This is a genomic window from Candidatus Culexmicrobium sp., from assembly GCF_058356305.1.
This window is the reverse complement of sequence record NZ_JBTVBB010000013.1, coordinates 84,636-104,380: the sequence shown is the minus strand read 5'-3', so window position 1 is coordinate 104,380 and position 19,745 is coordinate 84,636. Positions and strand designations below refer to the sequence as shown.

General features: G+C 32.5%; 23 protein-coding genes, 1 tRNA gene and 1 pseudogene. 10 read left to right on the top strand and 15 right to left on the bottom strand.

The genetic code is table 11. The annotated features are described in order from the left end of the window. Window positions 1-586 precede the first annotated feature (586 nt). Together ACW8TM_RS04075 and ACW8TM_RS04070 are read left to right on the top strand one after the other, a co-directional pair. Window positions 587-871 carry a zinc ribbon domain-containing protein gene (locus ACW8TM_RS04075; RefSeq protein ID WP_491531999.1) on the top strand — a complete coding sequence of 95 codons (285 nt, stop codon included), beginning with the start codon at window positions 587-589 and terminating at the stop codon, window positions 869-871. A 158-nt stretch (window positions 872-1,029) separates the two neighbouring features. Then, complete coding sequence (locus ACW8TM_RS04070; protein WP_491531998.1) at window positions 1,030-1,647, top strand: zinc ribbon domain-containing protein; 618 nt, start codon at window positions 1,030-1,032, stop codon at window positions 1,645-1,647. 587 nt (window positions 1,648-2,234) lie between these two features. On the opposite strand, the pseudogene ACW8TM_RS04065 reads toward ACW8TM_RS04070, so the two are convergent. Continuing rightward, window positions 2,235-3,516, bottom strand: a pseudogene (locus ACW8TM_RS04065) (FAD-dependent oxidoreductase). Between the two features lie 181 nt (window positions 3,517-3,697). Here ACW8TM_RS04065 and ACW8TM_RS04060 point away from each other — a divergent pair. Further along, window positions 3,698-4,063 (top strand): DUF6917 domain-containing protein, encoded by a 366-nt coding sequence (locus tag ACW8TM_RS04060; protein WP_491531997.1) that lies wholly within the window; start codon window positions 3,698-3,700, stop codon window positions 4,061-4,063. Window positions 4,064-4,205: 142 nt separating this feature from the next. Here ACW8TM_RS04060 and ACW8TM_RS04055 read toward each other — a convergent pair whose 3' ends face one another. Continuing rightward, window positions 4,206-4,391, bottom strand: a complete 186-nt coding sequence (locus ACW8TM_RS04055; RefSeq protein WP_491531996.1) for a hypothetical protein — start codon at window positions 4,389-4,391, stop codon at window positions 4,206-4,208. After that, complete coding sequence (locus ACW8TM_RS04050; protein WP_491531995.1) at window positions 4,360-4,629, bottom strand: hypothetical protein; 270 nt, start codon at window positions 4,627-4,629, stop codon at window positions 4,360-4,362. The genes ACW8TM_RS04055 and ACW8TM_RS04050 overlap by 32 nt, the downstream gene beginning before the upstream one ends. A gap of 122 nt (window positions 4,630-4,751) precedes the next feature. Here ACW8TM_RS04050 and ACW8TM_RS04045 point away from each other — a divergent pair, with 122 nt between their 5' ends. Next, entirely contained in the window at window positions 4,752-5,009 is a 258-nt protein-coding gene (locus ACW8TM_RS04045; protein WP_491531994.1) for a hypothetical protein, read from the top strand. A gap of 75 nt (window positions 5,010-5,084) precedes the next feature. Here ACW8TM_RS04045 and ACW8TM_RS04040 read toward each other — a convergent pair whose 3' ends face one another. Beyond that, window positions 5,085-5,249, bottom strand: coding sequence for a hypothetical protein (locus ACW8TM_RS04040; protein ID WP_491531993.1), 165 nt, complete (start codon window positions 5,247-5,249; stop codon window positions 5,085-5,087). 366 nt (window positions 5,250-5,615) lie between these two features. Between ACW8TM_RS04040 and ACW8TM_RS04035 the strand changes: the two genes are divergently transcribed. Continuing rightward, complete coding sequence (locus ACW8TM_RS04035; protein WP_491531992.1) at window positions 5,616-5,918, top strand: hypothetical protein; 303 nt, start codon at window positions 5,616-5,618, stop codon at window positions 5,916-5,918. Between the two features lie 653 nt (window positions 5,919-6,571). Here the strand turns inward: ACW8TM_RS04035 and ACW8TM_RS04030 are convergent. Further along, window positions 6,572-6,757: a hypothetical protein gene (locus ACW8TM_RS04030; protein WP_491531991.1), complete on the bottom strand. Its 186-nt coding sequence runs from the start codon at window positions 6,755-6,757 to the stop codon at window positions 6,572-6,574. A 126-nt stretch (window positions 6,758-6,883) separates the two neighbouring features. Between ACW8TM_RS04030 and ACW8TM_RS04025 the strand changes: the two genes are divergently transcribed. Next, window positions 6,884-7,138, top strand: coding sequence for a hypothetical protein (locus ACW8TM_RS04025; RefSeq protein WP_491531990.1), 255 nt, complete (start codon window positions 6,884-6,886; stop codon window positions 7,136-7,138). Window positions 7,139-7,438: 300 nt separating this feature from the next. On the opposite strand, the gene ACW8TM_RS04020 is transcribed toward ACW8TM_RS04025, so the two are convergent. The 6 genes from ACW8TM_RS04020 to ACW8TM_RS03995 form a co-directional block, all read right to left on the bottom strand. Beyond that, a complete protein-coding gene (locus ACW8TM_RS04020; RefSeq protein WP_491531989.1) occupies window positions 7,439-8,185 on the bottom strand; it encodes a hypothetical protein in 747 nt (248 codons plus the stop codon). Between the two features lie 28 nt (window positions 8,186-8,213). Further along, a complete protein-coding gene (locus tag ACW8TM_RS04015) occupies window positions 8,214-9,524 on the bottom strand; it encodes a hypothetical protein (protein WP_491531988.1) in 1,311 nt (436 codons plus the stop codon). A gap of 900 nt (window positions 9,525-10,424) precedes the next feature. Further along, the gene (locus ACW8TM_RS04010; protein ID WP_491531987.1) at window positions 10,425-10,892 is read right to left on the bottom strand and encodes a hypothetical protein; all 468 of its coding nucleotides are present in this window, start codon (window positions 10,890-10,892) and stop codon (window positions 10,425-10,427) included. A gap of 53 nt (window positions 10,893-10,945) precedes the next feature. Further along, on the bottom strand, window positions 10,946-12,187 hold the full coding sequence (locus ACW8TM_RS04005; RefSeq protein ID WP_491531986.1) for a hypothetical protein: 1,242 nt from the start codon (window positions 12,185-12,187) through the stop codon (window positions 10,946-10,948). Between the two features lie 335 nt (window positions 12,188-12,522). After that, window positions 12,523-12,596 (bottom strand) — tRNA-Val (locus ACW8TM_RS04000). A 119-nt stretch (window positions 12,597-12,715) separates the two neighbouring features. Next, entirely contained in the window at window positions 12,716-12,877 is a 162-nt protein-coding gene (locus ACW8TM_RS03995) for a 50S ribosomal protein L40e (protein ID WP_491531985.1), read from the bottom strand. A gap of 85 nt (window positions 12,878-12,962) precedes the next feature. Between ACW8TM_RS03995 and ACW8TM_RS03990 the strand changes: the two genes are divergently transcribed. Further along, window positions 12,963-13,598, top strand: a complete 636-nt coding sequence (locus ACW8TM_RS03990; RefSeq protein ID WP_491531984.1) for a hypothetical protein — start codon at window positions 12,963-12,965, stop codon at window positions 13,596-13,598. Here the strand turns inward: ACW8TM_RS03990 and sucD are convergent. The 3 genes from sucD to ACW8TM_RS03975 are packed head-to-tail and all read right to left on the bottom strand — an operon-like array spanning window position 13,595 to window position 16,044. After that, window positions 13,595-14,464: a succinate--CoA ligase subunit alpha gene (gene sucD, locus ACW8TM_RS03985; RefSeq protein WP_491531983.1), complete on the bottom strand. Its 870-nt coding sequence runs from the start codon at window positions 14,462-14,464 to the stop codon at window positions 13,595-13,597. The two genes, ACW8TM_RS03990 and sucD, sit on opposite strands and share 4 nt — an antisense overlap. Before the next feature lie 3 nt (window positions 14,465-14,467). Next, window positions 14,468-15,604, bottom strand: a complete 1,137-nt coding sequence (gene sucC / locus ACW8TM_RS03980; RefSeq protein ID WP_491531982.1) for an ADP-forming succinate--CoA ligase subunit beta — start codon at window positions 15,602-15,604, stop codon at window positions 14,468-14,470. Continuing rightward, window positions 15,601-16,044 carry an Lrp/AsnC family transcriptional regulator gene (locus ACW8TM_RS03975; RefSeq protein ID WP_491531981.1) on the bottom strand — a complete coding sequence of 148 codons (444 nt, stop codon included), beginning with the start codon at window positions 16,042-16,044 and terminating at the stop codon, window positions 15,601-15,603. Before ACW8TM_RS03975 ends, sucC begins: the two co-directional genes overlap by 4 nt. 200 nt (window positions 16,045-16,244) lie before the next feature. On the opposite strand from ACW8TM_RS03975, the gene albA reads away from it, so the two are divergent. Genes albA through aspS form a run of 3 tightly spaced genes read left to right on the top strand, consistent with a single transcriptional unit; the run spans window position 16,245 to window position 18,419 of the window. After that, window positions 16,245-16,523: a DNA-binding protein Alba gene (gene albA / locus ACW8TM_RS03970; RefSeq protein ID WP_491531980.1), complete on the top strand. Its 279-nt coding sequence runs from the start codon at window positions 16,245-16,247 to the stop codon at window positions 16,521-16,523. A gap of 58 nt (window positions 16,524-16,581) precedes the next feature. Next, a complete protein-coding gene (locus tag ACW8TM_RS03965; protein ID WP_491531979.1) occupies window positions 16,582-17,085 on the top strand; it encodes a transcription elongation factor NusA in 504 nt (167 codons plus the stop codon). A gap of 14 nt (window positions 17,086-17,099) precedes the next feature. Further along, entirely contained in the window at window positions 17,100-18,419 is a 1,320-nt protein-coding gene (gene aspS / locus ACW8TM_RS03960) for an aspartate--tRNA(Asn) ligase (RefSeq protein ID WP_491531978.1), read from the top strand. Here aspS and truD read toward each other — a convergent pair. Continuing rightward, window positions 18,416-19,744 (bottom strand): tRNA pseudouridine(13) synthase TruD, encoded by a 1,329-nt coding sequence (gene truD / locus ACW8TM_RS03955; RefSeq protein WP_491531977.1) that lies wholly within the window; start codon window positions 19,742-19,744, stop codon window positions 18,416-18,418. The genes aspS and truD overlap by 4 nt on opposite strands. Window position 19,745: the final 1 nt, after the last annotated feature.

The window sequence follows — 19,745 nt, the reverse complement described above, 5'->3', positions numbered from 1 at the left end:
TTTCATTACTACTGTTATTCATTGGAATGTTTATTCTGTTAGTTTTTAAGATGGATTTACTTGTGGAGCTTTTACATGTTATCTTGATGTGGATATATCTATTAGGGTTTGTGTTGATGATAGAGATATTGGTCTTGTTTTGAGTGCTTTAAATTCTATTGTTAGAAGATTTGTGAAGCCTATTTTCCTTCTTTAGAGTTTAGGCATTTAATTTATTCTGCTGATTTACATTCTAAATATTCTGAGCTTATCTTCTTTTACTCAATTCATATTGCAATAGCTATTCTTGATAAATTGATTTATTATGATTTAGATACCATTATTAAAGGGGATTTAGTTCTAGAAGTAAAGTCGAGTAGAGGTTAAAGTTTAATAGTATTCTAATATTTCTATGTAAGCTTGAATTGATGTCTAATTGTCTTTAACCTTAAATAAAATGTAAAAGCTAATATGCTATACTCACAAATAATTTAACCAGAAATAAGTAGGGGGAATATTTACGGCTAGAGAAGCAGAAATCTCCTTTCTAGGAGAATTATCATTATATTATGCCAATTTTATTGAAGTGACTCCAAGAGAAAATCATGTGATAATAGAATTAGGATATAGGGATGAAAAATCAACAGTACTATACCAGAGATATGCTATTCACCCAGGTAGGCTTCAAGAATTTATAGATGCTCTACTTGAAGCAAAAATGTTTTATGAAGAAGAGGAAGAGGCGCCTCCTCCGCCACCAAAACCTAAAAGGCCGACAAGGAAACCTAGAAAAGTTAAACCAAAACTGGAAAAGAAGATTTGTCCAGAATGTGGACATGAAAATAAGCCTACAGCAAAATTCTGTGCTAAATGTGGTACAAAACTAGTCTAAATAAACCTTATTGTCAACAAGTCAACCACACTAACTTTAAAGAATAGTAAACAAGGAAATTTCACATTATTCATCATAACATAAAAGATAAAACGATGAAAAAGAATATAAAAACGAATAATCCATGTTTAACTTTATATATGTGGAGGAATTGATTAATGAAGGCTGCCTTTCGAAGTATTTCTCTTCCAACTTTTTGGGATGGAGAAGTTGAATTGACTTCTAAAGGTTTAAAAATGAAACTTCCTAAGCAACTTGAATCCGAGCTAAAGAGGAAGTATAAGCTAGATGAGCTAAAAATTTCTAAGAAGGAGATGGCTAAGAGATCGCTAAAAGAGGCTGCCCTCTTCACGTTAATTGGACCTGGAGCCTTCTTCATAGGTAAAGGTAAGGCTGTAGAAATTCCATTTGAGGCAATTGAAGATGTAAAAATTGTAGAAAAACGTTATGGCGTCCTGGGCAAAAAAGAGTTTATAGAACTAACCTTGGGATGGAAAGATAAACACTTCTCCATAATATTCTCCCCCTTTGAAGGAACTATTAGAAGACAGTTTAAAGCTAGAGAATTCTATAATGATCTTATTAGAGCTATGGAAAGACATCGAAAAGCAAGAATCCTTGAACAAGAAGAAGAATTCGAAGAGGAAGAACCATTAAGAGTAGTAAAGCCAAGAAGAGTCTCGAGAAGAAAGGCCATTAGATTCTGTCCAAAATGTGGAAATGAAGTTGAACCCGACGATAGATTCTGTACCAATTGTGGATATAAACTTCGATGACATCTCAGCTAAAATACAACTAAATAATTCTCATTTTATTTTTCTAACCAATTATATAATGACACTAGGTTTACTTACTTGATGTAGCTTTTTATTCGTTGAATTGATGGCAAATTTATGTGGAGAGGAGCTTGAGGAACTGTTGAGTCAGTAAATTTAGTTTTTGAGCTATTGATGTAAGAGATTCATTAGAAACCGAGATATGGGAAGGTTGATAGGCTAATTAAATCTTTGGATATCTAGATAATTTTCTGAAGCTCAGCTTTAATATTGAATTCTATGATGTGGATGGTCTGAGATAAGTTATACTGACACATATTAATCAAGATGGTCCAATAACTAGGTGTGCATATTGTCTTATAAAAGATGATGTGTAGAATTTGAATTTAAACATTAAATTACATCTTACTGGAACACTGATTTCAATTAAATTTCCATTATGAATTATAAATAAACCATATAGCCATATAAAGCCATAACATTTAACTTCACATTTTCATGGTATAAATTTTGATAATAACATTATCTGAGATTTCAATTAATTGGTGAAGTATTATAATTTTAAAAAGCGCTGTTATTTAGATTTACTATGAAATCTTTCTTTCAAATATCTTGTATACGTCTGCTTTTTTAATTCTCATTTCAATTTCATTTATATTAGTTGTGTAGAATCCTAAGTTAATCATTCTGTTAAAGTATTTTCCTCCAGAATATGTGTATCCAGTTGTTACTGGTTTTCTCTTATTTACTTCTTCATTTATATATGCTATAAAGTCTCCAATAATAGTGCTTCTTGGTAATTTGATGGGCTTCTTATTCATGCCCTTTAAAACCGCATTATACCCAGCTAAAATTCCAGTTGTTATTGCTTCAGTATGTCCTACTTGTGGACCGGATTTCTCTCCTGCAACGAATAGATTTTCTATGCCTATTACTTGCATTGTATTGTCTCTAGGAGCCATTGCCATGAATCTTATTGAATTACCTACACCTCCAGATATCGGATTTTCAAATCTTGCTCTTTCAAATCCAGGTATTTTCCTTAATAATTCTAGTGGAAAGTATGATGTCATGAGTTTTGCTGACCCAGTATCTAGTAATACTATGTTTTCTATATATTCTGGGTATGCATATTGAACACATGCTTTTATTTTGAGTTTATGTTCATCAATCAATTCCTTTGGTAATGGTATTATTACAGTTCCATTTTTATCAAGTTTATTTCTTATATCCTTAGATAATGATTCCTTTGCTATCTTACACGACCCACTCATAACTCCTGGAGTACCATCAGGCCTCACTCTATAATACTCCTCCACTTCTAATTTTTCTGTTATGCCTTATTCTCGGCTTAAAAGTGTGACATCTTAACATGCACATTACACATCCATTGCCATATTTTATGCAATTAGCTGGATAAGCCGAAGTTCCGGTTGCATCTATAAATACGTCACCTTTAATTTCACTTCCATCGTCTAAGATAACTGAAATTATTCTTCTACCCTCTCTCTTTACATTTACAACTCTTGATGAAGTCCTTACGTTAATATTCATTTTATTTAGAAGTTTTCTAATTTCTGGTTCAATTTTATATACATCATAGAGACTTGCATGTTTATGTCTTGGAAATTCTATATTCTTATGTCTTGCAATCCTATCCATTAATTCAAAAATTTCTCCTGCTCCCATAACTATTGCTTCTTCAGCTGCAGTAAATCTTCCATTATTTCTAAAGATTCCGCCAATCAGTCCAGTTCCAAGTAGCATGTCAGTTCTCTCTAACAGGGTTACATCTCCTCCAGCTTTAATTGCTCCAAGGGCAACTCCAATTCCTCCAAATCCTCCGCCAATGACTATTATCTTTACCATTACTTTCTCCTCTAAATTGAAATGATAAATAAATTGGATTGTTGATGTAGATTAGCGGTATATTAGTGATAGGGCTAGTTTATAAGTACTCCATAATGCTATGAGTACTATTATTATTAATAGTATGTTTTCCCACCATTTGTTCTTATATTCTTTTCCTATGAATTCTTCCTTATTTGTTATGATTAGTAGTCCTATTGCTATTAGTGGAATTATTACTGATAGGAAGATGAAATTAATACATCCTATCTCAAGAGCATTAACAAGGTATTCAATATGTGAATTAGCATTAACAAATGAGGCCAGTATTAAACCGGGAAGCACAGTTAATAATGTGGGATATATTGGCTTCGTAGAGATAATTGATGGTGGAGTAGCAGTCATTGGCGATAAAATTTACATTAAAGACAAGTTCATTGGAACAATTGCTGGGTTTAATGAGGATTATGCACCAAATCACATAACAATACTAATTAAAGGAAAACAATTAACAACTGGAACAAAATTGGGAATAAATCTTGAAGATACAATTAAAATTATAATGTAATATCAATCACGTCTACATGCCAATATAAAGTCTAGTTTGTCTTCATTTAATTCAAATTCATAAATTGCCTTTAATAATAATTCTCTTGCAACTTCACTACAAGTTAACTCTCTAGCTTTATAAATTGGTTTTGGAATAAATTCTAGATGTTTAATTTCACCATAATCAACTGCTTTAAGTATAATGGTAATTCCACTAACTTTTCTTCATGAATTTCAATTATGGTTGAAACTATTATGAATGGTGCTAAAGCCATAACAGCCAATATCAAGACTATTATTATAATTTTTGAAATCTTATGGATATCCTTCATATCTGACTCCTCCAATCTCCTCCCCAGCTCTCTTAGCTACAAAATAGGATGATGTAGTGATTATTGAGATTAGAGATAGAATGATTATTTCACGAAGCCTAGGAGTATGCATGGTGCGTGTAAATGTATTTGAAGGCAAATTCTCCAGTAAACTTAAGCATATTGAAGCATAAGTAAAGGCTAAATCTTCAATATTCTTAGGCTTAAAATTAATCCAGTAATCAATTAAATTTTCAACTTCACCACTTACCAATTGAAAGTACAGCTATTATCCAAAGTGTATTTTCAAGTGTAATTTGCAATTGTTTTCTCCATTAAATTTGCACGATACCTTTAAAAACAAGTTTATATTGGAATTTCATGGTGTAGGGTTAATTGAGTGTTGAAGAGAGATTAAAGGCTATTGAAGATAGAGTTCATAGCTTAGAGGTTAGAGTTGCTAAAATTGAGGGAATATTAGAGCAAATAGATAAAAGATTAAATCATATTGAAAGTGGAATTAAAGAGTTGAGGAGTTATTTTGAAAGTAGAATCAACCTATTAGACCGGAAGATTGATAGTAAATTTAACTGGATTATTAGTATGCTTATAACCATGTGGGTTACAATAATCCTAACAATAATATTCAAATAAACTTCAAGATTATTGACTCAATATTAACTTTGCCCTACCAATCTCATTAACTTTGAATTCATAAACAATTCTTGTTTAATTGTAGGTGTAGGCTTTAATTGGATATTGTTTTTCATTTGATGGTGTTATCAGTATTGCATCTAGATTATTTGGAACAATTACAGCAAGTATTCCAAGCTTTATAAATATTTCATATTTTGAAACATCAATAACCTTAGTAATTCCAATTAGCATCTTCAATTCTTAACTTTAAATCCTAAAATTCACTAATACTCAATCTATTCTAGCATTATTTGAAGACATTTTTCCTAGGTTTATTGATTCTCTAAATTCCCATTCTCCACTAATAAAGCTAATATTTAATTAAAATAAATAGTGGATTGGGGAGATTTAGTGGAGAGAATTGGTCATATTAGGGAGATATTTAGAGAGAGAATTGGAAGGATTTATCCAATTGAACTTAAGGGTAGAGATTATGGCGATAAGAGTAAGATTAAGGATAAAGAGTAGATCAACTAATAAGGTTTAGAGGCAAATGCATTAGTTAATTCTGGCTTTGAAACAATTTCACCTCAACTTCTATTACCAATAAAGGCAACTGAAAAGTTGGGTTTATGGCCCCTTCCATCTGAGAGATATGAAGTTAAGGAATATATGACTGCTGGAGGTCCAATAAGAAACTATATTATTTCAAATGAATTAAATGTCAATGTAATTGTTGAATATGAAACAAATAGCATTACATGTGATTTAGTTATATCACCAATTGAAGATGAAATATTAATTAGTGATAAATTGGCTGGAAAATTAGGATTAATAGTCTATGATTTTGCAGATGGAATTTGGAGATTAAATTGTGATCCATCAAATATGAAGAGAAGAAGTGTAAGTCGACAAACATGGCAATAAAATATTTAATTTAAACTTAAACTAACATATAAATTGTTAGAAAACTTCTTGACAAATAAAACTAATATTTAAAAATAATTAATAATACATACCACTATATCCAATTTTCATAATCATATACATTGAAGAATTTACAAAGAGATTAAAAGGAGTTAAATATAATTGGGCAATTTAAAATTCTATGTAGCCAATAAATTTGAGGGTTAATTAACACTTAATTTTAACTACCATTAAAACTTCTGTTTAGGTGTTTCATATCTTTATCCTATTGTTTACCAGACTTTTACTAAAAAGCTTTATGCTATCCATGTTCTTTTAGTAGGAAAATACATTTCATATAATATTGCAGGATTTTTAAGATTTTTATACAATTTAATCAATTTAACTATTACATCATTTATTGTCTTGCTTTTTCATTTTTCTTTTTAGTTTTAGTAGTTTGTGTTTTTTCTTTTTATTCTTGTGGTTGTTGTACCCAACTTTTTTACCTCAGGTGGATTTTTGTTTTTAGAATCCCTATTTCTCTAATACAAAGTCTACAGGTCTTAAAAACCATACATTCATAACTATTTAAGGTGTTTATATTACTGGATTTTTGTCTAGGAGTATTTCTGCATATTTGAGGTTATTGTAGATTGTATTTAATCCACTAGCTAATCCAATAGTCCAGACTTCATATTTGCTTGGTAGTGTTTTGTTAGTATTTTGTATTCTCTTGGCGGTATTCTTCCTCGTATTATATTTATTACTTGTCCTGGTATCTCTTTTAGGCCTAGGTGTGTTGCAAAGTATGCTCTTAGGTCGTATAGTTTGAATCTTCTTCCTATGGTTTTGTCCATTACGTCATATATGAACACGACCTTAATCTAGGTGATATTAGAGGTGAAGGATATTTTTATCCAATTGTATCGAGACCGATTGTAAGTATAATTTATCCATATGATAGTGAAACTGTTTCTGGTATTGTGGAGATTCAATCTGAAGTTACATCTACAATAACCATAAGCTCAGTGGGTTACCGTGTTTATAATCCAAACTACGATACTGGCAGGCAATCAATGTTTTATAACTCATCTCTAGGATTATGGGTTGGTTACTGGGATTCATCAACAGCACCAAGTGGGACTTATTATAGTATAAGAGTAATAGCATTAAATGAATATGAAATACCTTCAGAACCAGATGAAGTAGAGAATATTTATATTATTGGAGTTGACTAGCTTAAATCGGTTTTTTATATTAATTTCAATGTTTAATAAAAAGTTCGGGTACTTAAGAGGAGCTCTGGCCATAATGTCATCAATAATGTTAACAATAAGTTTGAAAGGTATTATTATGAACGTATGCAATTATTGTAATTAAAGGGTATCCTCCATATACTTATGAACCTGATATTGGGATCTGTCTACTTGTTTTATGTGGATTAATACAAATCATACTGACAAAAATACAAAAGTAACTGAAAATCTAAATGCAAAAGCACTGCAACTAAATCACAGTCGTTAAATTGGGAATAGGGCTTATTGATTTGCTTTATGTTTTTGTATTAATCTCTTTAACGCCAGATCTGCTCCTACCCCACTCCTCAATTCCCTATTAATATGATATCTAAGCACTCCCTCAGGATTATGAGGGTACTTATGTTCATATATTTGGAGAAGTTCACGGTATAATTGTTTAAGTTCTGAGTTTTCTTTGATTTTTTGAAAAATGTCTGCTTTCATAGTTATTTTCTTAATTGTTTTTGGTGATGATGTTAAACATTGTATAGAGTACATTAATCCTACTGTAGTCATGTTAAAGGGTGGAATTAGTATTGTGATTGCTATATTAAAACTACTCACTAATGGTCGCTCTTGAGAAAACAATATCAACAAATATAGTCCTGGTACCACCATCAATAATATTAAGTTAATCGTCATGATAATCAATTTCATCCTTCTGATTGTTTTCTTAGTTTCTCTTCCATAAATCATTATCAGCGCACCTATGTTAAGTATAAGAGCTACGTTCATTAATATTATAAATATGTACAATGGATATCCAAGATTACTCCTTGATATCCAAGATATCAATTCAGGATTTAATTCATAAAATGGCATTAGTGGGTGTTTAACATATGTTCTTGGATTTGGCGGAACGTATCCCCATGAAAATAATATGAACCATCCAATATCATGCGGTTGGACTTGAATAGGAGCAAAAATATAGGTCAAAATAAAAGTTAAAAAACCTTTATAATAGTGAAAAGCTTTATTTTTTGTCATAAACTTCACCACATAAATAAAAATGAAGTTATATGCTTGGATTACCTGTCGTTGGTTCATCCCACGTGTATCTATGCCATGGAGCTATTTTATTATAGTATTTTGGCCACCAGTAGTCTGGTCCATGCTCGGAGTCCGCCCATCCTTCATCATAAGGCCATGTCACATGGTAACCTTCCCAGTTTATTATGTTACAGAATGTTCCCCATGTATGAGCATATTCGCCCATACAGGGAGATGTGTCAAAAACATAAATTTCAAGTACGTCCCTGTAATTTAATGCTCTATTCTGACCTGGTGACGGGTCAAAATCTGCTGCATGATCATAATCAATGTATACAACTGGATGCGTATCTTCTATCCATGTCGGTTTATTAGGGTCCTCATAAAATATCCAATCATGCCAAGCTCTACCAACTAAAACAACTTCTTCAGTATACTGATCTAGAAATATTATGCAATGCAACTCCCAATCATGAAGATGCTTAGGATCATTTACATAGTAATACCAGTACTCTATTGCTATCATTGGTCCCATACCCAATTCATCATGAAATACATATTCTTCTACATGTATGAAGACTCTATATCCTGCATCGTATTCTGGATGTGACTCACGATTATCATAGTTATCTTTATTATTGCTTATATCCATGTCTTTATCAAAATAAAAATCGCATGGAAAATATGGCTCATCACTATAGTACATTAAAATAGGTTCATATGTTTGTGCTAGTGTTTTTAGTTGTTGTATTCTTGTTGAGTCTATTGTGTATGTTGCATGGTATCTTGTCAGGAGGTCTATTGATAGTGTTTCCCAGTATCCATATCTGTTTACTCCTGCTGGGCCGTCATTGTTTGGTTGTCCATCATAATGATAATAAATATTCCAAGCATCACATGGTGAATAAGCCACAATATAATACCATTTGTTTGGGGAGAGTGTTACTTGACTACTCAACTGGACGACATACCAATCCAAATAGCTTACATAAACTGTTCCATATGCAAGTAATATTCCATCCGGTCCACCCTCACGTATCTCAACGTAAATATATGACATGCCTTGTATTGTAACATTCCTCTCCCTTTCAACTCCCTCAACTCCAGCACTATATTCAGCATATAATGAAATCTTATCCACCATCCAACTCCTAGGCGGCTTAAATCCTTGACAAACCTTGTCTCCAGGACCCAGATTCAAGTAATCCTGAAGCTGAGCTTTCATACCTAGATAATACCAAATCTTTAAAGTAGCACTAGAAACAGCTTGAACTAATGATGTATATTGAATTGCTAATATTCCAACAATCAAAATTAGGAATAAAATCCTCCTCATAAATATCCCTCCCCAAGAACTAACCTCAAAAATATAAATTTCAATCCAAAATATTTAAACATTTTTTAAATAAATATTTAAAAAGAAAAGGATTTTTTATTTTAGATTAGTTAAATTTCTTTTTTAATTAATTTGATATTTAAATTTAGAAATTGAAATGTATCTTGGCTTCTTGTCCTTATTAGTTCAGACTTTTAATACTACGTTAGCCTTCTTCATAAATCAGCCTCATTTTCAATATAGTTAAATATCCTACATTCGTCTTCGTCGCTAATAGATTTTAAATTAACATAGCTTAGTTTAGAGTTACTTAATTACTAAGTCACTGCCTTCTTATTTATAAAAAGTGATTATGCAATTTGATATGCAGAATCGAATTCAAACATAAAACTGTATCCAAACGGCACCTTAATTATCATGGATTTTTGTCTTCAAAATGAAGATAAAAATGGGCGGGGTGGGATTTGAACCCACGATCTCCGCCGTGTGAGAACACAACAATATGCAATCAATATGCAAAACTAATCATTATATCATGATCTAATTCAATCTGCATTCAGTATCGCAAACATCTTTGACATTACTTTCCTTTTAATATGAATTATTTATTCATGGCTAAAATAAACAATTTTGATGTAAGAAGATAAATTTTTTCTCTAAGTTTATAGTGCAATTAAAAAGAACATAATATAGTAATAAGTTAGCAATCAAAGTGCTATCACTCAAGTTAAACATAATATTGATTTATAATATCACTTTCAATTCCACTACACCTTCTGTTTGATAACATGAAGATTTTAAATTTGAGTATAATACTGGAATTTCCACTCAGACCAATAATAAGGGTAATTGCACTATTACCAATATATCAATCAAAATTGCTTCGGAGAAAAGCTTTTTTCATTTATTGTGTAGTATTGTTTGTTTATATTGTATTATTTTTAGAGTTCGCTGTATTAATATGCATATTGTTATATTTGCTAGGATTGTTGCTGTTATTGCTAATATTGGTGTTTTGTATATTGACGTTAATAGTAATATTAACCATAGTGGAATGAATCCTCCAATTGATGTTGCTATATAGAAGATTAATTGAAGTTGATAGGGTAGAGGTTGAGGTGTTATAGTTGATAGGACTACTCCAGCTATTGTTATTATTGATGTGACTATTGTTAGAATGAGTGTTGCCCTTAAGTATTTTAGCTTTCCATTCAAGAATTGATAGGCAAAGAAAAGTGAGATTAAGCCGAAAGGAAGAGAAATCAGTAAACTGGCAGCCATATTTAAAATCCAACAAACAATAACCCATATGAAGAGAATAAATAAAAGACTGGAGGAAATTGAATTATTAGCATCTTTAATATACATTATCGAGAGAGCCCCCAACTTACTGTTTGTCCATTTTACTAAGGTATTAAAAATTAAATTTGTTTTCCTTTGATTATCACTATGTATTTCCAATTACCTTCAATAGTGTTTAGTGCTTTGAAATGTAATTCTAATGTTTCTTTTGGTCTTAATTCTACATATACATTATCATTTGATTTTAACAGTTTTTCTACATTTACTTTACCTGAATGTAATGCTTTGATTAGCGGTAGTTCAAAGCCTTTATTTGTCGTTGAATTTATTGCTACTAACATTATTTTATCGATATATATGATACATTGTTTAGCTCCTTGCAATCTTAACTTATATATTCCATTAAAAGCCATTAGGTTGTTTTTAACAACATGTACATCATAAGTATCCTTGTCATTACAAATTAGTATAGGTCCATCGTTTATCCAACCATTCTCACTTAGAATTGATAATGTTGAAAAGTCACTGCTAGAGGATGTAGAATATGTATATTCAACTCGTAGGTACTTAAATTTAGCTGCAACAAAGCCTTTGGACTCTTCGACTACATTTTCCACTTGATAGAGTTTGCATTTCCAATGAGAGAAGTATATTCCATAGTTTGGTGAATTTTGGGATGCTTCTATCATTGTTGCGAGAATATCATTAACTCTTGGTCCAATACCGAGGTTATACTTAATGTAAACAAAACTTGTAGGCAAACAGTCATTTATAGTACCATCAGATGGATAAAAGACGCTTCCTCCAATTCTATAATAGAAATCTATTCCGAATACTGTTTCTGGGCAGTAATAATAAGTTCCATCTACTTCTTTAACAACATCATAAGCCTTAAACCACACATCGGATAGTATACCATATTCCCAGCTACTAGTCAAATATTCTGCATAGCTTACATAGGTATACAACTTTAAACTTGATAGATCTGTCGTTATTGACAAGGGAGGAGGTTGATATATTTCTGGCGGCTTAGTATCTTCATCCCAAACCCAACCTTGAGTAACACCAGCACAAACAACCCATCCTATTTCCCACCAGTTATAATCTGAATCAGCTTGTAAATAGGCTATCCAGTCAGAATTTTCCTGTATTATTTTAGCAAAGTCATATTCTGGTTCTCCTGGAGCTTTTGGCTCGTAAAGCCATGTAGCAAAAATATTCCATGCCCACGTTCTTGTAACCCATTTATCTCCATAATCAAAATCTGAGTTTTCTGTCCATTCTGCAGCTGTTACAAGGTAGGTTTGTGTGTTTAGGATTAGAAATATTGCTATTATTGTCAAAGGTAATTTTCTATTCATATTTTCAGATTTCCCCTAAAATAAATATATCATGCTTTTATTTAAATATAATTATTTACTTGAATATTATTTATTTTAAAATACATCACTTTTCAAGAACAATAACTTCAATTCTTGATAGTTTTAGATAGGATTTATTGAAATTTTGGTAGGTAATCTACTTAAATTTGATTAACTTAGCTTGAATAAGAGCTACTTAATTACTAAGTCACTGCTTTCTTATTTATAAAAAGTGATTATGCAATTTGATATGAAAAATTGAATTCAAACATAAAATTGTATCCGAATGGCACCTTAAATATCATGGATTTTTATCTTCAAAATGAAGATAAAAATGGGCGGGGCGGGATTCGAACCCGCGATCTCCGCCGTGTGAGGGCGGAATCCTAGCCAGCTAGACCACCCGCCCTAATTAAATTAATGTAAGCTTCAAACTTAAAATTATCACTTTCATATTGCTTTTCAATTTCTATAAAGATATTCCTTCTTGTTAATGTATAATGTGGATTAAAATATGTTGTGAGGGAACTATCTTGTGCGTTCTCTACGTTTCCAACGTAAGTTTTTACTTCTGCATCGTCTACATTTAATTGCTGATCGAGGATTTCTTGCACCACATTTTCTACAAATTTTCATGAAAAGTCTACGTTGCTGTGCGATATGAAGTTTTTCTGGGTCGTGTATTGGCATTATACATCCCTTGCAAAATACAATAGAGCAGAATTATAAAGTTTTTGATTATAATAATTATATTGTTGGATTATGAGGGAGAGAAATGAAGGTTAAGAGAGTTAGGGAAATGATTATAGAGGAAGTTGTTAGACATGGGAAAATTACTGTAGATTTAGGGTTAAAAATGATTAAAGAAGCAGAGAGTGATCTTAATGCTTCACGGAGAATTGTCAGGTGGATTGAAGATATGGTTAAAATCGTTAATGAAAAATCTATGGAAAATCAAATAAAAGCCAAGAGAGCTCTAGATAAGAGTGAAGAAGAACTTGCAAGAGAAATTATTCTCATAGCGAAGATAATGGATAGATTAGTTAAAGAGCTTATTAAAGTTAAAGAGGAAATCATGAATAGAGAGAGAATTGTTTTGAAGACAATTAGGAGAATGGAGTTAAACTTGGAGAGAATAAATAAAGCTATAGCTGATGAAGTTGAATGGTTTTCATTAAGAGATATTGTTAGACAAGTTCATAGGGAGTATAAGGATATCTTTCTACTAGAGAGACATGTAGAGAGATTGAATAAAGCATTAAATATTGGGAGAGAGTTGGTTGAGAGAACTAGGATAATAATTGAAGAAGGAGTAGCTTCAGTGGAAATTAGAGATTTAATTAAACTTATTGGTGAAGAAGAAATTGAAAGACAGGTTGATGAAGTAATAAAATATTTGAAGCAAATCTAAAATAAAGATTTAAGTATTTCAGCTATTTCAGCTGGTTTCTTGGCTACTGGTACATTTGCCCTGTTGAAGGCCTTTATTTTACTTTCAGCAGTACCAGCTGTTCCAGTTATTATTGCACCTGCATGTCCCATTCTTTTCCCTGGGGGAGCAGTTCTACCTGCAATGAAGGCTACAACAGGTTTAGGATACTTTGACTCTAAAATGTATTTTGCAGTTCTCTCTTCTATATCACCACCAATTTCACCAATTATTACTATAGCCTTTGTTTGGGGGTCATTTTTAAATAATTCCAGGATCTCCATGAAATTGAGGCCTACAACGGGGTCGCCGCCAATTCCAATACATGTTGATTGCCCAATATTTTTACGTGTAAGGCTCATAGCTATTTCATATGTTAGTGTTCCACTTCTAGATACTATTCCTATGTTTCCAGATTTAAAGACGTGGCCTGGCATAATTCCAACTTTACATTCACCTGGTGTTATAATTCCAGGGGTGTTAGGGCCAATTATTTTTACTCCATATCTTCTGGCTATGGTGATCATCTTTATGGAGTCATGTACTGGTATATGCTCGGTTATAACGACGATATTTCTTATTCCAGCTAATATAGCTTCTAATACAGCTTCAAATGCAAATGGGGCTGGAACAAATATAATGGAAGTGTCGGCGTCATGATGAGCTAATGCCTCTAGCATAGTATCATAAACTGGTACTCCATAGACTTCCTGTCCACCTTTCCCGGGGGTGACTCCAGCTACAATTTTAGTGCCATAATCTAGCATTAATTTAGTGTGGAATCTACCTTGTCTACCAGTTATACCTTGTACAATAACTCTTGTTTCTCTATTAACAATAATTCCCAATCTCTATTCCTCCCTTGAAAGTTTAACTGCAAGGGAAGTTGCTTCTTCAATTGAAGTTAATGCAAGTATACCTGCTTCACTTAAAATTCTTCTTCCTTCCTCTTCATTTGTTCCAACTAGACGTATAACTATTGGCTTTTGATTTGAAGCAGACTTTAAAGCTGAAACAATACCTTTTGCTACAACATCACAACGGGTTATTCCACCTAAAATATTCACTAAAATAACCTTAACACGTGGATGGTTTAAAAGAATCTGTAGAGCCTTTGCAATTGCTTCTTCACTTGCTCCTCCACCTACATCAAGGAAATTGGCTGGTGATCCACCATGCATTTTGACTAGGTCTAGTGTGGCCATGACGAGTCCAGCGCCATTTCCTATAATGCCAATATCTCCATCAAGCTCAACATATGATAATCCAGCCTTCTTGGCTTCAATTTCTATGGGCGTTAAATCTCTCAATGAAACTTTATCCATCAATTCTTTGTGGCGAAATAATGCATCTTGATCAATATTAAGTCTTGCATCAACAGCAAATAATTCTCCATCACTAGTTAAAACTAGTGGATTAATTTCAACTAGTTCAGCATCATAATCAACTAGAATGTTATAAAGCTTCTTTAAATAATTGGCTATTGGATTAATTAATGAATGCTCTAGACCAAGTTTCTTCAACATGTTTCTAGCCATAAAAGTGTGGAAGCCTATTAATGGATCAATATGTTCCTTGACTATTAAATGAGGATAATTCTTTGCAACTTCTTCAATGTCAACTCCACCCTTTGAACTGGCAATAGCTACAAATTTCCTAGCTGTACGATCAATAGTTATGCCAATATAATATTCACTTTTAATTGGAAGCTTCTCTTCCACTAAGATCTTGTTAACCTTGAAGCCCTTGAAAGTAGAGCCTAAAAGCTCTGAAGCAATTTTTTCGGCTTCATCAGGTGATGAAGCAAATCTAATTCCACCAGCCTTCCCTCTACCACCAACCAACACTTGAATCTTTAGCACTACTGGCTTACCAATAGATAATGCAATTTCCCTTGCCTCTCTTGAAGAGGAAGCTACTCCTCCCCTCGGGATCTTGATGCCATATGAAGAAAATACTTGTTTAGCTTCATACTCATAAAACTTCAAGTTACATGGCCTCCAACATTCTTCAATGGCTCTATGACTATATGAGCTGAAGTTGAAATAACACCTTCAACCTTAGATACTGCCCTTAAAAATGAATCTAGCATTGATTGGTCAACAATGGCAATTAAATCTATATCACCAGTAACTCGATATAGTTTATTAGCAGGAAGCCCCTTTATCTTCTCATATGCAATTTGCCTTAATTGTGGTTGAATCTTAATGAAGACAAAGGCGTCTGCAGATCTAATTTTTAAAACTTTTAGAGCTTTCTCTGTTAAATCTATAAAACCTCTTCCAGTGCGGATTAAACCTGCTTCCTTAAATTTCCTTAAATGTATACTGAGAGCTTGCCTCGTTATACCTAACTCTCTAGCTATTTCACTTTGAGATTTAGCGACAGTTAAAACATTAATACTCTTACTACTCTTATACAACTTCATTAGTAAGTCTCTTTGCCTATCCGTCAAATGGGGGTAATCATGCTTAATCCCTATCATGACAATCCCTATATGACATACGTAAAGGTTTACTTATAATTTTCTCCAAGTATGTGAATAATGATTCTAGGCAACCTAAATCTTATAAATGGCTTACTCGTATTATTTCTAAGCTTACATTATAAGATGGAGGGGGGAAGACTATGGCTCAAGAAAACGCTGTGCTAGTAGGAAATAAACCTATTATGAATTATGTATTGGCTTGCCTAACATTATTCCATCAAGGCGCAAAGGAAGTAAGTGTAAAAGCTAGGGGAAGAGCAATAAGCAAGGCTGTCGATATAGTGGAAATTGTTAGAAACAGATTTCTAACAGACGTTAAAGTTAAGAATGTTGAAATTGGAACAGAGCAAATAACAACACAAGATGGAAGAACAATAAATACAAGCACTATATCAATAGTTCTAGTGAAGGGCAAGTAAAAGTAGCGCAGAAACGCATAGCCACCAAATTTTATTTCTTTATGGGGGTTTAATTTTCGTGAAATTACCCATATGTCTCGTATGTATGAAAAGTGGAATTCTATGTCCCAGTTGTCAAGAGAAGTTTGATAGAGGTGAAATAACATCTCTAGATATTGAGGTTGCTCGACATCTCTTAGAAATTGAAAGAAAATTTCCTGCAATAAGAGATTCAATTTTCTTTAAAGCTGTAGATGTTGGTAAAATGCTTATAGTTTTAATTAAAAGTGAGGGAAGATTATATAGGCCTTTATGGAATAAAGTTGCTAAGAAATTAAGCTCAAAAATAGGTAAACCTGTAAGAATAGTTGAGAAAACAGCAAGTATACGTCAAATAGCTGAACAAGTTTTAGCTCCAGCAAGAGTACTAGGAGTAAATGTTGTATGGTTACCGGATGGGAGTAGAGAAAACTTCATAAGAATTTCTCAATCTGATATAAGGAGGTTAGCAATAAATATTCAACAGGCAGAGAAAGTAATTTCTGAATTTACTAAAGAAATAATCCATATAGTGACAAGTTAAGTGGAGGAAAATCAATGGTCTTCGACCAGTTGGGGGAATGGAGAAAAACACATTATACAAGTCAAATAACACCAGAACTTAATGGTAGGGAAGTCACTATATTTGGATGGGTATTAGAAGTCAGAGATTTAGGGGGAATAAAGTTTATATTGTTAAGGGATAGGGAGGGAATAATTCAAATTACAGTTCCTAGAGGCAAGGTGGGAAAAAAGGTTCTAGAGAAAACTAAGAAGTTAAAACGTGAAAGCGTTATTGGTGTAAAGGGAACTGTAAGGGCAATGTCAACAGCGCCCAGAGGTGTAGAGGTAATACCAAGTGAATTAAGAATATTAAGTAGTGCAAAAACACCATTACCAATAGATACAACTGGGAGAATACATGCAGACTTAGATACAAGACTAGACATGAGGATACTTGATCTGAGAATACCTAGAAATTTAGCCATATTTAAAATACATCACATAGCTCTCAATACTATAAGACATTTCCTGATAGGAAAGGGTTTCATTGAAGTTGTAACACCTAAAATACTGGCAACTGCAACTGAAGGGGGAGCTGCATTATTTCCAGTGGCATATTTTGAAAAGGAGGCATATTTAGCTCAAAGCCCCCAAATATATAAGGAAATATTGACATCAGTCTTTGAGAGAGTTTTTGAAATAGCTCAGTTCTATAGAGCAGAGGAATCAGATACAACCTATCACCTAAACGAATTTATATCGGTAGATATTGAGGCAGCCTTTGTAGAAGCAAGAGATGTAATGAAAATACTGGAAGAACTAGTAATTCATGTAGTGAAGGAAGTTAAAGATAGAAACAGAAAGGAACTAGAATTATTAGGAGTAAAATTAGAAGTACCTGGAAAGCCATTTAAAATAATCACATATGATGAAGCATTAGAACTATTAAAAGAATATGGATTCAAGATAAAATGGGGGGAAGATCTACCGACACCAGCAAATAGAAAACTAGGAGAAATATATAATGAACCATTCTTCATAATAAACTGGCCTAGAAATTTAAAGCCCTTCTATATTAAACCAAAAGATGAAAATCCTAAAATCACAGACTCCTTCGATTTAAACTGGTCGTGGCTTGAACTAGCAAGCGGAGGAACAAGAATTCATGAGAAAAAACTATTAATTGAAAGATTAAAGGAAATGAGGCTTCATCCTGAAAGTTTTGAACCATTCTTAACATATTTTGACTATGGAATGCCACCTCATGCAGGGTGGGCAATTGGTTTTCAAAGATTATTGATGATTATAACAGGAGCAAGAAATATAAGAGAAGTAACACTATTCCCAAGGGATAAAAATAGACTTGTCCCCTAAAAACCATTTTTATCTGGAAAAACAGGCTTTATAATTTCTCTCAAAAATATTGTTGCATAAAAACCCTTCCTTAAAATAAATCTTAAGGATAAAGCACACTTATCATTATTCTCAGATGACTCAACACTTAAAACAGTAAAATCTTCAATTGGAAACACTATGGGACGGTAGGTACCATGAAAATCAAAGTGAAATAATTTCCTTAAACGGAAAGACTCAGTTGAAATATTTTCTTCCTCCAATACTTTTAAAACAGGTTCAAATGCAACACCTTTAGGAAAAAGTTTTATGTCACAACCAATTATTGGAAGAACAATTGAAGCAAATCCTCTTCGAATTAAACTATTAACCTTATCTAGATTGGATCTCTCAACTATAAAGACTTGAGATCTAGGAATACTTCCAGTTACTGGAAAGCCAACTAAATCGCCAATTACAGCTTCATTTAATGGTAAACCAAGTTTAATTCGATAACTTAGCATTTTATTGAATAGATATGATTGATAGGCATTAATGAAAAGCTTTCTTAGCATTTTAGGAATTTTTTTGATTAATTTATAATAATTTTTACATTTATTTCTTAAATCCCTAAGTATTAATAATTCATAGTCTACTGGAAGAATAGATTTCTGCTTCTCAATAAGCCTGTAAGGTTGGTAATCCTCGAGAATATGCTTAATAGCTAATTCAAAGTTTCCAGTTAATAAGGCCTTACCAATTCTATGGGAAATTGGTCTGATAGTGCCAAAACGCTGATAACCAAAAAAGGCTGGTAATCCTCCAATGCTTTTAATTTCTTCTAGGAGAACTTTAATTCGTGATAAGACTGTCTTTTCAGATAAGGGTATTGCTCTTATCTTTATAGTAAATCTATTTCCATAAAGCTCATTGATTCTAACTGGAATATATGAACGTGAATGACAGGTTATTCTAACGTTCTTACTTTTGAAGTTTAAGTTGAGATCACTTGGAGAGTAAATGCTAATTAACTGACTTGTAATAGCTCTAGCATCCTTTAAACCTAGAAATGAAAAGGCACTAATAGGAATTTTCAGGGAATGTGACAATAGATAGAGGGCAGTTAGAGTAGCACAATTTCTCTTAACCAGTATTGCACGAATATAATTTCCATATCCTGACAACGGAATATTAAAGCACTGCATGCTTGAAAAGGAAATTGGAATAACAATTTTACTTCTCAAAACTTCTTCAACAATAAAGTCCTCAGGTATTAATCGTATTTTTCCATTAACACCTTCAGTCCTAGTCAGATAATAGTGAAGTCCAAGTTCATGGTCGAGCTTAGAAAAAGTAGATGGAAACACC

Bases quoted from the DNA above. Each gene is read 5' to 3' on its own strand.
- ACW8TM_RS04070 (WP_491531998.1), top strand. From the start codon at position 1,030: ATGAAGGCTGCCTTTCGAAGTATTTCTCTTCCAACTTTTTGGGATGGA.
- ACW8TM_RS04060 (WP_491531997.1), top strand. From the start codon at position 3,698: ATGATTAGTAGTCCTATTGCTATTAGTGGAATTATTACTGATAGGAAG.
- ACW8TM_RS04030 (WP_491531991.1), bottom strand. From the start codon at position 6,757: ATGGACAAAACCATAGGAAGAAGATTCAAACTATACGACCTAAGAGCA.
- ACW8TM_RS04020 (WP_491531989.1), bottom strand. From the start codon at position 8,185: ATGACAAAAAATAAAGCTTTTCACTATTATAAAGGTTTTTTAACTTTT.
- ACW8TM_RS04015 (WP_491531988.1), bottom strand. From the start codon at position 9,524: ATGAGGAGGATTTTATTCCTAATTTTGATTGTTGGAATATTAGCAATT.
- ACW8TM_RS04010 (WP_491531987.1), bottom strand. From the start codon at position 10,892: ATGTATATTAAAGATGCTAATAATTCAATTTCCTCCAGTCTTTTATTT.
- ACW8TM_RS04005 (WP_491531986.1), bottom strand. From the start codon at position 12,187: ATGAATAGAAAATTACCTTTGACAATAATAGCAATATTTCTAATCCTA.
- ACW8TM_RS03995 (WP_491531985.1), bottom strand. From the start codon at position 12,877: ATGCCAATACACGACCCAGAAAAACTTCATATCGCACAGCAACGTAGA.
- ACW8TM_RS03990 (WP_491531984.1), top strand. From the start codon at position 12,963: ATGAAGGTTAAGAGAGTTAGGGAAATGATTATAGAGGAAGTTGTTAGA.
- ACW8TM_RS03975 (WP_491531981.1), bottom strand. From the start codon at position 16,044: ATGAAGTTGTATAAGAGTAGTAAGAGTATTAATGTTTTAACTGTCGCT.
- albA (WP_491531980.1), top strand. From the start codon at position 16,245: ATGGCTCAAGAAAACGCTGTGCTAGTAGGAAATAAACCTATTATGAAT.
- aspS (WP_491531978.1), top strand. From the start codon at position 17,100: ATGGTCTTCGACCAGTTGGGGGAATGGAGAAAAACACATTATACAAGT.